This window comes from Ruegeria sp. AB6 (assembly GCF_056542685.1).
Map to the genome: position 1 here is coordinate 129,699 of NZ_JBQGAD010000007.1, position 11,903 is coordinate 141,601.

Below are 11,903 nucleotides of genomic sequence, written 5' to 3' on the forward strand. Positions count from 1 at the left end.
ATCGCCGACGGCGGGCAGCGCCGTCGGCACGCACTATCATTTTCTGGGTGGAGCCATGGCCAAAGATATAGCCATCGACGCGCGAGGCGTGTGGAAAGTTTTTGGGGATCGTTCAAAAGAAGCACTTGCGGCCATTCACGCGGAAGGGTTGGGAAAACCTGAGGTTCTTGAACGATTTAACTGCGTTGTAGGTGTCGCCGATGCCAGCTTTGAGATTGAACGCGGAGAGCTTTTCTGCGTCATGGGGCTGTCTGGATCGGGCAAATCGACCTTGGTACGTCACGTCAATCGGCTATTGGAGCCGACTGCAGGTGAGATCCTGCTTGATGGCGAAGATGTCATGGGTTTGGGGCCCGAAGGATTGCGGGACTTGCGCAATCGTCGCGTCGCCATGGTATTCCAGAATTTTGGCCTGATGCCGCATCGGACCGTGCGAGACAATGTGGCGATGCCGCTTGAAATTCGCGGTACAGGTAAGGCGCGGCGCTGGGAAGAGGCTGAGCGCGTTCTTAACCTGGTAGAGCTGACAGGTTGGGAAGACAAATACGCGCATGAACTGTCGGGCGGGATGCAGCAGCGCGTCGGGCTGGCCCGCGCCATTGCGTCGGATCCGGAAATCCTGCTGATGGACGAGCCTTTTTCTGCGCTTGATCCATTGATCCGCAAACAGTTGCAGGATCAGTTCATGGCGCTGAGCCGCGAGTTGAACAAGACAACGATGTTCATCACCCATGACCTAGACGAGGCAATTCGCATTGGTCACCGAATTGCAATCATGAAGGATGGGCGCGTCGTGCAGGTGGGCACCCCGGAAGAGATCATCCTTAACCCCGCAGATGACTATGTCGCGGACTTCGTCGCCGGAATATCAAAGCTTCACATGATCTTTGCACATTCCGTCATGACACCTGTTGATGAACACGAGGCCCAGAACGGTCCCATACCCGATGACCCTCATCAAGCGCATCCTGAGATGGATCTGGACGAACTCATGAACCTGTGCGTCGAAGGACATGGGATTGTTGCCGTCGTCGATGATGGCAAGACAGTCGGAGTGATCAATCGCACCGGCCTCATCCGCGCAATTCAACAAAATCAGGCGTGAGGACTGGCATGTCGGATATTAAACCGGAAACCGCCGAAAGACTGGGCCGTCTGGTCGAAGAATTTGTTGGCAACGGCGCGGATTACTACCGCAAAACATTTGCCTATATGATGGAAGCCCCTGGCTATCGCTTCACGCTGAACCTGGCTGCTGCAATCCTTGGGCCGCTCTGGTTTGGCGCGCGCGGTCTTTGGTCGTGGTTTCTGAGCTTTATGGTGCTGGAAACCTTTGCCTATATTCAGATTGGCAAAGGTCTTTTTGGGGATCTTGGCCGCGAAGCCCGGCAGCGCGCGGAAAAAATCGGAGAGACGCTCGACCTTCGTCGTGAACAGATCGCAGTCGCTGAGCAAACAGGGGCATCATCTTTGGATTCCTTGAAACGGGCTGCAGAGTCACTGGAAACAGCTCTGGCACAGGCTCAGGACGCGGCGGTTCAGGCGGATGCGACTGGACTTGGATTCATTATTGTTGGGCTGCTGTTATTGGTGGCGTTCAAATTTATCCAAGCCGCTCTTGCCAACTGGACGCTTGAGGGCCAGTTCGCGCGGTGGCGCTCGGACCGAAGCGCAGCCAGTGGGTGGTCACCCCAGCGTCTGCTGATCGCTGTGTTTCTCTTTGGCTGCGTTGTGAGCCTGTCGGTGATTAAGTTTGCCCAGCCCGATGCGTTTGCTGTGCTGAAGTCCTTTCCCACGGATCGCACCTGGAGATTGACCGTCGGCGATGGCGTTCAGGCCGTGTTTGATTGGACCAAAACCACTGGACGCGGTTTTTTTGACAGTCTGACATTCGGCATGAGAACCCTTCTTGACTGCATAGAGGTTATTCTTGTGCAAACCCCGTGGCCCGTAGTCGGGCTTGTCATCGTGTTGCTGGCCTATCTCACGGCTGGTGCTCGCGTTGCCATCTTCACCGGGGCTGCGCTCGCATATTTGGGTTTGCTCGATTTCTGGGAAAAAGCAATGACAACCATTGCATTGTTAGGGGCTGCGGCGTTGATCTCGATCACGCTTGGCATCCCACTTGGGATCTATTGCGCCCGTCGTCCCAAGGCATTTGCAATTGTTCGTCCGATCCTCGATTTCATGCAGTCCATGCCAAGCTTTGTTTACCTGATCCCGGTTGTTGCATTTATCGGTTCGGGCAAACCGGCGGGTGTCGTCGCGACCATGATCTTTGGCAGCCCACCGGTCATCCGCTTTACTGTACTCGGGCTTCAACAAGTGCCTGAAACCGTACGCGAAGCCGCATTGGCGTTTGGTGCGACACCGCGCTATTTGCTGTGGCGTGTCGATCTTCCGCTTGCGGCCAAGACCATAATGGCAGGGGTGAACCAGACTATTCTTCTGTCTCTGGCGATGGTGGTTGTGGCCTCACTGATCGGTGCCAAAGGGCTGGGCGAAGATGTGCTTGAAGCTCTGCAATACGCGGCAGCAGGACAAGGCATTCTTGCCGGTCTAGCGATCTTGTTCTGCGCTCTGATCCTTGACAGGATTGTCGCCGGAAAACGATAGTCGCCGTCTTTGCGAGGGGAAGTCGGTCTAGAGAAGAAGCTGTTTAACGCAAGTAAATGGCCAAAGGTGCGCCAAACCGGACACGCTTATCCGGCTTAGCGTAAAGCCAAGTTTGTGGGTGCAAACCTCAGACCGTTTCCGACTCGGTTGCCGCCATGAGTGTTGGCAGGCCTCCGATCCGAGCAAGGAGAGACACGATATCATCCACCCCTTTGCGATTTCGAAGTGACGCAAATACGAAAGGTCTGCCGCTGCGCATCCGTGTCGCGTCGCGGTTCATGACGTCCAACGATGCGCCGACATGCGGTGCCAGGTCGGTTTTGTTGATAATCAGAATGTCGGATTTGGTGATCGCGGGGCCGCCTTTGCGCGGGATTTCCTCGCCAGCGGCAACGTCGATTACGTAAAGCGTCACATCCGCAAGTTCCGGGCTGAATGTGGCTGACAGATTGTCGCCACCGCTTTCGATCAGCACCAAATCGACCTCCGGATGGCGGTCCTGCATTTCGGCCACGGCGGCAAGGTTGATCGAAGCATCCTCGCGGATCGCCGTGTGGGGGCAACCTCCGGTCTCGACACCGATGATCCGGTCCTGCGGCAGGATCTGCATGCGCATAAGCGCTTCGGCATCTTCGCGGGTGTAGATGTCGTTGGTGATCACGCCCACCGAAAGCTTGTCGCGCAGTGCCTCTGCCAGAGCGGCGGTCAGGGTGGTTTTGCCTGCACCCACGGGGCCTCCGATGCCCACGCGTAGGGGGCCGTTCATACTGGTCATGTTCGGAACATCCTTGAATATTGGGTTTCGTGTTTCATCGACGCGATGTCGGACAAGAAGGCGGTCGCGCCAAGGTCGTCCATGTTAGCTGCAAGAGCACCCGTTGCGACGCGTTGGCACAACAGGGTCAAATCCCGGATCAACCGCTGGCTTTCTGTCTGGCCCAACGGCACAAGACGTGTCGCGCAGGCGACCAGGTTCGACATGAATGCCTGAAGGTACATCTGCGCTGTCAGCGCCAAGGGCAGCCCCCTCAGTCCGGCGGCATGGCCCAGCGCGACAGGATAAGTCAGGGGTGGCAGGTCAAGCAACCAGATATCAGCTGTAAGCCCGCTGAACGCCTCACCCAGAAGATGTGTTTCCCGCAGACGCTCGGATGAGGGACAGAAGGCGCGTGCGGTTTGATCGATTTCGGCCAGAGCATCTGCCGGAGCGGCATATGCCGCCGACAGCAAGATACAATCGTTGCGTCCTGTGCCGAACTCGACGAGATCGGCAATCCACGCGCCTGTTTCGGCGGCCGAGGAAACGCTGCCGCTCTCGATTTCCCATTCCAGCCCATGCGAATAGGCAAATCCGCCTACGGGGTAGGCAGGTGAGAGCCATTGCGCCAGCGTCAGTATGTCGGTGTCAGTGGGCGTGGCCATGGGTCCTGCCGTGGCCATAGGCCCCACCTTCGGGGGTGAAAGGTTCGCGCACCTCTCGCACCGTGGCGCCAAGCTTCAGCAACATATCGCGAATGACGTGATCGATCTGTATCAGCAGACGCTGGGTTTCGACCTGGCAGGGCGTATGACGGTTGCCGATATGCCAGGCGATGCGGGTCAGCTCAGGTGCGGTGACTTCCAGCAATGCTTCGGGGGCGGCCTGAATGACCACCTCGCGCCCGTCATCAAGGACAAGCGCGCCGCCATGATCCAGCGAGGTGGTCTGGGCGAGGTCGATCAGAATTTGCTCGCCGCTGTCGCAGGTCAAAACCTTGCGACGCAGAAAGCGGTCTTCATAGGTCAGCGACAGATGATCGGCCGGTTCACCATGTGAGTGGTTCGAATATTGGCGCGCGGTGCAGAGTAGGGCGGTCATATGCTTGCCCCCTCTGCAGCGGAGATTTTCAGAGCCAGATCGAGTCCGCGAATACCCGGTGAACGATCCGATCCCGTGTCAGTCCACGTTTGCGAAGTTCTTCGTCGCTGAGCGATTGCAGGAATTCGACTTGCCGTACGCGTGTCTGGGCTTCGGCCACGCGGATCAATGCCAAATAGATTCGCGATGTGGTGGATGCGATCAGGCCGGACAGTGAAACCCGTGCCGGAGTGTGCGTTGCTGAATGTGCCATTTGGACCCTCGTTTCCGTTGGTCCTCCCATGAGCTTGAAAATGTGTCATGCCAGCCTCGTTGAGTAGTGGGTTTTTGGTCATGGCCGTGTTGCAAATGCCGCAACGCAGCACAATTTTTGGTCAAAACATAAAGTACCGCTGGGCCATCGGCAGAACCTCGGCCGGTTGGCAGCTCAGCAATTCGCCATCGGCGCGGACGTCATAGGTTTCAGGGTCAACCTCAACCTGCGGCGTCGCGTTGTTCAGCAACAAGTCGCGCTTGCCGATGTTGCGGGTGTTTTCGACGGCAACGGTTTGCTTTGCCAGTCCCAGTGTATCACCAATCCCCGTAGCCTGCGCCGCGCCCGAGACGAAAGTGATCGCCGAATGCTCGACCGAGCGCCCATAAGCCCCAAACATAGGCCGGCTATAGACCGGCTGCGGTGTGGGGATCGAAGCATTAGGGTCGCCCATCTGCGCGCAGGCAATGGTGCCACCCAGCAGAACCATCTCGGGTTTGACCCCAAAGAAAGCTGGGTTCCACAACACCAGATCGGCGCGTTTGCCTTCTTCGATGCTGCCGATCTGATGGCTTAGACCGTGGGCAATCGCCGGGTTGATGGTGTATTTGGCGATATAGCGGCGCACGCGAATATTGTCGTTTTCGCCGGTTTCCTCGGGCAGGCGACCGCGTTGTTTCTTCATCTTGTCGGCGGTCTGCCACGTGCGGATCAGAACCTCACCCACGCGGCCCATGGCCTGACTGTCGGATGCGATGATGCTGAACGCGCCCATGTCGTGCAGAATGTCCTCGGCTGCGATGGTTTCACGCCGGATGCGGCTTTCGGCAAAGGCCACGTCCTCGGGGATGGATTTGTCGAGGTGGTGGCATACCATCAGCATGTCTAGATGCTCTTCGACCGTGTTCACGGTGAAGGGGCGCGTCGGGTTGGTCGAGGAGGGCAGAACGTGGTTCTCGCCACAGATCTTGATGATGTCCGGGGCATGGCCGCCGCCTGCGCCCTCGGTGTGGAAGGCATGGATCGTGCGGCCCTTCATGGCGCCCACGGTGTTCTCGACAAAGCCGGATTCGTTCAGCGTGTCAGTATGAATCATCACCTGCACGTCCATCGCATCGGCCACCGAGAGACAGCAATCGATGGCGGCAGGGGTTGTGCCCCAATCCTCGTGCAGTTTCAGGGCGCAGGCACCTGCGTTGACTTGTTCTTCCAGCGCGGCGGGCAGCGAGGCGTTGCCTTTGCCTGCAAAGGCGAGGTTCATCGGAAAGGCGTCGGCGGCCTGCAGCATCCGCCCGATATGCCAAGGGCCGGGGGTGCAGGTGGTGGCCAACGTCCCATGGGCCGGGCCAGTGCCGCCGCCCAGCATGGTGGTCAGGCCGGAATGCAGCGCATCTTCGATCTGTTGCGGGCATATGAAATGGATATGGCTGTCGAACCCGCCGGCGGTCAGGATACGCCCTTCGCCTGCAATGGCCTCGGTGCCGGGGCCGATGATGATGTCGACACCGGGCTGCGTGTCGGGATTGCCGGCCTTGCCGATCTTGGCGATGCGTCCGTCTTTCAGACCCACATCCGCCTTGTAGATGCCCGAGTGATCCACGATCAGCGCATTGGTGATGACCGTGTCCACGGCCCCCTCGGCCCGCGTGGTCTGAGACTGCCCCATCCCATCACGGATCACCTTGCCGCCGCCGAACTTGACCTCTTCGCCGTAGAGCAGCGCATTGTCGCCCGTTCCCCCAGTCGCGGCAGCGCCGGCGCGTTCGGCGGTCAGGTCGCGTTCAACTTCGATCACCAGATCGGTATCTGCCAGCCGCAGCTTGTCGCCGGTGGTGGGGCCGAACATGGCGGCATAGTCAGAGCGTTTGATTGTTGCTGGCATCAGAGCGACCCCATGACCTTTTGATTGAACCCGTAAACCTTGCGCGCCCCCCCGATGGGGATCAGCGAGACTTCGCGCGCCTGACCGGGTTCGAACCGAACGGCGGTGCCCGGCGCGATGTCCAGACGCAGGCCATGTGCGGCAGTGCGGTCGAATTCCAGCGCGGGGTTGGTTTCGGCGAAATGATAGTGCGAGCCGACCTGAACCGGGCGGTCGCCGGTATTGGCGACCATGAGGGTGATTGCCTCGGCATTCGCGTTCAGGGTGATCTCACCCTCGGCTGGGAACAGCTCACCGGGGATCATTTGTTCAGCTTTGTCATCACGACCAAAGCTGCCAGCGCGACAACCGCCAAACCGACGCCCAAAGTGGCATAGTCTGTGCCATGCGCATGAATATGCGTGTCGGTATGAGCGGCTGCAGGGCCAGCAAGGATCAGGGCTGGGAAGAGCATACGGGTCATATTTGTGTTCCTTTGTTAGCGAATAGGGTTGTGGACGGTCACCAGTTTGGTGCCATCAGGGAAGGTGGCTTCGACCTGAACTTCGTGGATCATCTCAGGCACGCCTTCCATGCATTGCGCGCGGGTGATCACTTCGGCCCCGGCTTGCATCATGTCAGCCACCGATCGGCCGTCACGCGCACCTTCGACCACCGCGTCGGTGATCAGGGCGATCGCCTCGGGGTGGTTCAGCTTGACGCCGCGGGCCAGCCGCTTTCGGGCGACCTCGGCGGCCATGGCGACCAGCAGTTTGTCTTTTTCACGGGGGGTCAGGTTCATGTCAGATCATCCAGCATCGGGGAAGCGTGTCATTGTTCAGTCGCCGCAGAACCGGCATCAGCGTGCGGCGGAGGGTAAAGCTGTTCTCGGCCAGCACTCGGATCACCAGCAGATCGTCCTGGATCAGCGAGGCTCCGGCAGTGTCAGGCAGCATATTGCGAATGGGGTCGATCTGGCCCTCGGCTGTGGGTGAGACAAAGGCCACCAGCGCCATCGCCCCCGCACCGCCTGCAATATGCGGTTTGGACAGATGGGCGTGCAGATCACCGGTGAACTGCATCGCGTCGAGAAACAGGGGGGTGCCATCGCGCAGGATCTCGATCCGGTCGCGCAGGCGGATATCGGTCAGGGTCTCGCCCATCGCCATGCGGCCAAAGACCAGCGGTTCTACCATCAGTGCGGTGGCTTCCGGGGCAAGGTCGATCTGCAACCGACGCTCCAGCGCGCTGCCGTCAAACAGGATGGTTTCCTGCGGCAGCCAGTTCAGCCGCGCACCCGGAGCGACGCTTAGGTGGTTCACGATCTGGCCCGAGGGACCAGGTTTGGCTTTATACGCGCGCTCGCAGGCCTGAGTTGTTAGCGTCAGGGTGGTGTCGTCGCCCGCATGGCCGGTAAAGCGGAAATTGTCGCCGCCGGTGATCCCGCCAGCGGTGTTCAGCAGCACCGCGTTCAACGCGTCGCCATCGGTGCGCGGAAACAGGCACTTGAACGAGCCCGACTGCCGGAACCCGTCCAGAACCGAGGATGTGCCCAATCGTTTGGCACTCAGCCGAATCGCACCTTGCGCGCGCGGCGGGGTCGCGGCTTGCGTGGGCAATATCGAGGCATGATGTGTAATGGCGCACCTGCGGATCACTTTGTTCTGCCGCTTGTTTCGCCGTTTGGACGTCGGAACTCTATTCTGCCTTGTCGGAATTGGGCCAATATCCGGCGGATTGGGTTAATTTTTGAGCGAATTGGTTAACGACTGCCTGAAAATTAAACAAATGAGGCGGATTGTCGGAAATGATCTGTCAACTATTTGCCAAATTCTCTGCGATGCAGAAACGGTATGGGTGCCCGCCACGGGGACGATCCCCGAGGGTGTGTGACGGCTGCGCGAATTGGACCTCGGACACAACCGCCACACGGAACGCAACAACAGTTGCGGGGATCAGGTAGAAGAAGAGTGCGTATCTGCGCAAGCCCTCTCTCCCGGCCCCGCCCAGGAGAATCATATGACATCTCTCAAATCCACGCTCGCCGGATCTCTTGTCTTTGCCGCCATGGCGACCGCTGCACTGTCTGCCGAAGACACGATCAAAGTCGGTGTATTGCACTCGCTTTCTGGCACCATGGCGATTTCGGAAACCACGCTGAAAGACACCATGCTGATGCTGATAGACCAGCAAAACGCCAAGGGTGGCCTGCTGGGCAAACAGCTTGAGGCGGTTGTCGTCGACCCCGCATCCGACTGGCCGCTGTTTGCTGAAAAAGCGCGCGAGCTGCTGACCGTGCATGAAGTGGATGTGATCTTCGGCAATTGGACCTCGGTCAGCCGCAAATCGGTTCTGCCGGTGATCGAAGAACTGAACGGCCTGCTGTTCTACCCTGTTCAGTATGAGGGCGAAGAATCGTCCAAGAACGTCTTCTACACCGGCGCCGCGCCGAACCAGCAGGCAATCCCTGCGACCGACTATTTCCTGGAGGAACTGGGGGTCGAGAAATTCGCTCTGCTCGGCACAGACTATGTCTACCCCAGAACCACCAACAACATTCTGGAAAGCTATCTGAAGGGTAAAGGCATCGCGGACGAGGATATCTTCGTCAACTACACCCCGTTCGGTCATTCCGACTGGTCCAAAATCGTGGCGGACGTTGTCGCGCTGGGCGCGGATGGCAAGAAGGTCGGCGTGATCTCGACCATCAACGGTGACGCGAATATCGGTTTCTATAAAGAACTGGCCGCCGCTGGGGTTTCGGCAGATGACATTCCGGTCGTGGCCTTCTCGGTCGGTGAGGAAGAACTGTCCGGCCTGGACACCACCAACCTTGTGGGCCATCTGGCCGCGTGGAACTATTTCCAGTCGGCGGACACCGACGCGAACGCCGAATTTGTCGAAACGTGGAAAGCCACCATGGGCGACGAGCGTGTGACCAATGACCCGATGGAAGCCCACTATATTGGCTTCAACATGTGGGTGAACGCCGCGACTGAAGCCGGCTCGACCGAAGTCGACGATGTACGCGCTGCGATGTACGGCCAGGAATTCCCGAACCTGACCGGCGGTACGGCGGTCATGCTGCCGAACCACCACCTGGCGAAACCGGTTCTGATCGGTGAGATTCAGGAAGACGGTCAGTTCGATATCATCAGCGAGACCGATGTTGTGCCGGGTGATGCCTGGACCGACTTCCTGCCGGAATCGGCGGTTCTGATCTCGGATTGGAAAGAGCTGGGCTGCGGTATGTACAACACCGAGACCAAGACCTGCGTTCAGACGCTGTCGAACTACTAAACGGCACGCAAGGCGGGTGTGATCGCCCGCCTTGCCCTTAAGACACCTCGGGTTTCTCTACATGTTACGACTATTCCTTGCGGGCCTCGCAATCCTGTGCGCCTGCCTGACGGCCAACGCGCAAGAGGGCGGTCTGCAACCGATCCTGCAAGAGCATCAGGAGATCATCGCCAAAAGCTCGCGCAAGACGATCGGACCGGCGATTGAAGCGATTGCCAGCAGCGGGTTGCCGCAAGCGCAGGTCATGCTTGAGACGTGGGCCGCCAAAAACGTGTGGATGCGCAAGTCCGATGGCCTGTTCTTTGCCGGCAAAAAGGGTGAAGGGCGTTCATATGAGCTGACCGATTTCGACACCGGAGAGGTCGTCGGGACGTTTGAGAAATCCGACCTGAAACAGTTGAAACCCAATAGCGGCATCCGCGCGATGATCGGCACGGCACTGGTACAATTCCAACTGACCGACCCGGATCGTGCAAAACGACTGGCCGCTTTGACGTCTATCCAACGCGATCCCGAGGGCGCTCTGCTTGAGCCGCTGCGCGCGTCGATTGATGGCGAACCCGATGCCGATCTGAAAGCGCAGAAGCAACGCCTCGAGCGGTTGCTGACCATCGGCTACGACGAAGATACTGAAGCCCGTGTGGTCGCGATCGAGGAGATGTCCGACGATCTGGGTGTGGACGTGCGCGCGGCTTTGAACCCTCTGGTCGTGACCAGGCTGCAAACGGCGACAGATTTACCTTCGGATGTGAATATCGCCGGTGTACTGCAACCGGGCTCGAATGACCTGTCGCGTGATGCCGCTTATGACTTGTTGGTTACCAGCGATCTGGCCGAACCCCGTGTATCACCCGATGATATCCGCGCTGCACTGGCCGCCAATATCGACGGGGGCCGCGTTGGGGGCATTCCGGTCGCGCAACTGAACACCGACATCGCCCGCACGCAGGCTTATGCGGCGCTGGCCGAGGCCGGGACCGTTTCGGCGTTGATCACGCAAGCCGATGTCGACGCGGCGCTGGGCGCGCATGTGTTCTTTGAAACCTATGCAGAGCCGTCGGGCGAAGTCACAGCCGCCGCCGAAAAGGCGTTGGACCAGATCGAGCTAAAAGTTGGCCTGAACCAGGCCCTCGACCTGACGCTGGACGCGATTTCTCTGGCCTCGATCTATTTCCTCGCCGCTATCGGTCTTGCCATCACCTTCGGCGTGATGGGCGTGATCAACATGGCCCATGGCGAGTTCATCATGATGGGCGCCTATACCGGCTATGTGGTGCAGCAGTTTGTCCCCGACCATACGCTGTCGATCATCGTCGCCATCCCGATGGCCTTTGCCGTCACTTTCGCCATGGGCGTCGCGATGGAGCGGCTGGTGATCCGTTGGCTTTATTCTCGCCCGCTGGAGACTCTGCTGGCGACGTTTGGTATCTCGATTGCGCTGCAACAACTGGCCAAGAACATCTTTGGCACGCAGGCCCGCCCACTGACTGCACCGGGCTGGCTGGACGGAGCATGGGTGCTGAACGATGTGGTCTCGATCAGTTACATCCGTATCGCGATCTTCGTTCTGGCGATGATCTTTCTGGGACTGTTCCTGTACATCATGAAACGCACGCGGCTGGGGCTTGAGATGCGCGCCGTCACGCAGAACCCGCGCATGGCCGGGTCGATGGGCATCAACCCGGGGCGGGTGAACATGCTGACCTTTGGCCTCGGCTCGGGCATCGCCGGGATCGCGGGGGTTGCGATTGGGTTGTTCGCCAAGGTCACGTCCGACCTAGGCAGCGATTATATCGTGCAAAGCTTCATGACCGTGGTTGTCGGGGGTGTCGGCAACATCTGGGGTGCTCTGGCTGGTGCGGGCATGATCGGCTTCCTGCAAAAGGGGATCGAGTGGATGAACCCGTCGAATACCCTTGCAGCGCAGACCTACATGATCATCTTCATCATCATTTTCATCCAGTTCCGGCCAAGGGGTATCATCGCCCTCAAAGGCCGCGCGGCGGGGGATTGAG

13 protein-coding genes are annotated in these 11,903 nt (G+C 59.0%); 4 read left to right on the top strand and 9 right to left on the bottom strand.

Going from position 1 to position 11,903, the window contains the following annotated elements; all coding sequences use genetic code 11:
- Positions 1-55 precede the first annotated feature (55 nt).
- Both ACR0DB_RS15250 and ACR0DB_RS15255 read left to right on the top strand, forming a co-directional pair.
- Entirely contained in the window at positions 56-1,105 is a 1,050-nt protein-coding gene (locus ACR0DB_RS15250) for a quaternary amine ABC transporter ATP-binding protein (RefSeq protein ID WP_480551993.1), read from the top strand.
- Positions 1,106-1,113: 8 nt separating this feature from the next.
- The gene (locus ACR0DB_RS15255) at positions 1,114-2,616 is read left to right on the top strand and encodes an ABC transporter permease (protein ID WP_480551994.1); all 1,503 of its coding nucleotides are present in this window, start codon (positions 1,114-1,116) and stop codon (positions 2,614-2,616) included.
- A 127-nt stretch (positions 2,617-2,743) separates the two neighbouring features.
- Here the strand turns inward: ACR0DB_RS15255 and ureG are convergent, their stop codons facing one another.
- From ureG to ACR0DB_RS15300, 9 genes are all read right to left on the bottom strand, one after another.
- A complete protein-coding gene (ureG, locus tag ACR0DB_RS15260; RefSeq protein ID WP_480551995.1) occupies positions 2,744-3,391 on the bottom strand; it encodes an urease accessory protein UreG in 648 nt (215 codons plus the stop codon).
- Positions 3,388-4,038 carry an urease accessory protein UreF gene (locus ACR0DB_RS15265; protein WP_480551996.1) on the bottom strand — a complete coding sequence of 217 codons (651 nt, stop codon included), beginning with the start codon at positions 4,036-4,038 and terminating at the stop codon, positions 3,388-3,390. Before ACR0DB_RS15265 ends, ureG begins: the two co-directional genes overlap by 4 nt.
- The gene (locus ACR0DB_RS15270; RefSeq protein WP_480551997.1) at positions 4,022-4,474 is read right to left on the bottom strand and encodes an urease accessory protein UreE; all 453 of its coding nucleotides are present in this window, start codon (positions 4,472-4,474) and stop codon (positions 4,022-4,024) included. Before ACR0DB_RS15270 ends, ACR0DB_RS15265 begins: the two co-directional genes overlap by 17 nt.
- A gap of 28 nt (positions 4,475-4,502) precedes the next feature.
- Positions 4,503-4,727, bottom strand: a complete 225-nt coding sequence (locus ACR0DB_RS15275; protein ID WP_170790649.1) for a DUF1127 domain-containing protein — start codon at positions 4,725-4,727, stop codon at positions 4,503-4,505.
- Between the two features lie 121 nt (positions 4,728-4,848).
- Complete coding sequence (gene ureC, locus ACR0DB_RS15280) at positions 4,849-6,609, bottom strand: urease subunit alpha (protein ID WP_480551998.1); 1,761 nt, start codon at positions 6,607-6,609, stop codon at positions 4,849-4,851.
- Positions 6,609-6,914: an urease subunit beta gene (locus tag ACR0DB_RS15285; RefSeq protein WP_170773781.1), complete on the bottom strand. Its 306-nt coding sequence runs from the start codon at positions 6,912-6,914 to the stop codon at positions 6,609-6,611. Before ACR0DB_RS15285 ends, ureC begins: the two co-directional genes overlap by 1 nt.
- Positions 6,911-7,072: a hypothetical protein gene (locus ACR0DB_RS15290; protein WP_170773783.1), complete on the bottom strand. Its 162-nt coding sequence runs from the start codon at positions 7,070-7,072 to the stop codon at positions 6,911-6,913. The genes ACR0DB_RS15285 and ACR0DB_RS15290 overlap by 4 nt, the downstream gene beginning before the upstream one ends.
- Before the next feature lie 15 nt (positions 7,073-7,087).
- On the bottom strand, positions 7,088-7,390 hold the full coding sequence (locus ACR0DB_RS15295; RefSeq protein WP_152460019.1) for an urease subunit gamma: 303 nt from the start codon (positions 7,388-7,390) through the stop codon (positions 7,088-7,090).
- Position 7,391: 1 nt separating this feature from the next.
- Positions 7,392-8,246: an urease accessory protein UreD gene (locus tag ACR0DB_RS15300; RefSeq protein WP_480551999.1), complete on the bottom strand. Its 855-nt coding sequence runs from the start codon at positions 8,244-8,246 to the stop codon at positions 7,392-7,394.
- Between the two features lie 361 nt (positions 8,247-8,607).
- Here ACR0DB_RS15300 and urtA point away from each other — a divergent pair, with 361 nt between their 5' ends.
- A complete protein-coding gene (urtA, locus tag ACR0DB_RS15305; protein WP_480552000.1) occupies positions 8,608-9,888 on the top strand; it encodes an urea ABC transporter substrate-binding protein in 1,281 nt (426 codons plus the stop codon).
- Positions 9,889-9,949: 61 nt separating this feature from the next.
- Positions 9,950-11,902 carry an urea ABC transporter permease subunit UrtB gene (gene urtB, locus ACR0DB_RS15310; protein ID WP_480552001.1) on the top strand — a complete coding sequence of 651 codons (1,953 nt, stop codon included), beginning with the start codon at positions 9,950-9,952 and terminating at the stop codon, positions 11,900-11,902.
- Position 11,903 lies beyond the last annotated feature (1 nt).

Bases quoted from the DNA above. Each gene is read 5' to 3' on its own strand.
- ACR0DB_RS15265 (WP_480551996.1), bottom strand. From the start codon at position 4,038: ATGGCCACGCCCACTGACACCGACATACTGACGCTGGCGCAATGGCTC.
- ureG (WP_480551995.1), bottom strand. From the start codon at position 3,391: ATGACCAGTATGAACGGCCCCCTACGCGTGGGCATCGGAGGCCCCGTG.
- urtB (WP_480552001.1), top strand. From the start codon at position 9,950: ATGTTACGACTATTCCTTGCGGGCCTCGCAATCCTGTGCGCCTGCCTG.
- ACR0DB_RS15255 (WP_480551994.1), top strand. From the start codon at position 1,114: ATGTCGGATATTAAACCGGAAACCGCCGAAAGACTGGGCCGTCTGGTC.
- ACR0DB_RS15275 (WP_170790649.1), bottom strand. From the start codon at position 4,727: ATGGCACATTCAGCAACGCACACTCCGGCACGGGTTTCACTGTCCGGC.
- ACR0DB_RS15270 (WP_480551997.1), bottom strand. From the start codon at position 4,474: ATGACCGCCCTACTCTGCACCGCGCGCCAATATTCGAACCACTCACAT.
- ACR0DB_RS15285 (WP_170773781.1), bottom strand. From the start codon at position 6,914: ATGATCCCCGGTGAGCTGTTCCCAGCCGAGGGTGAGATCACCCTGAAC.
- ureC (WP_480551998.1), bottom strand. From the start codon at position 6,609: ATGCCAGCAACAATCAAACGCTCTGACTATGCCGCCATGTTCGGCCCC.
- ACR0DB_RS15250 (WP_480551993.1), top strand. From the start codon at position 56: ATGGCCAAAGATATAGCCATCGACGCGCGAGGCGTGTGGAAAGTTTTT.
- urtA (WP_480552000.1), top strand. From the start codon at position 8,608: ATGACATCTCTCAAATCCACGCTCGCCGGATCTCTTGTCTTTGCCGCC.
- ACR0DB_RS15295 (WP_152460019.1), bottom strand. From the start codon at position 7,390: ATGAACCTGACCCCCCGTGAAAAAGACAAACTGCTGGTCGCCATGGCC.
- ACR0DB_RS15290 (WP_170773783.1), bottom strand. From the start codon at position 7,072: ATGACCCGTATGCTCTTCCCAGCCCTGATCCTTGCTGGCCCTGCAGCC.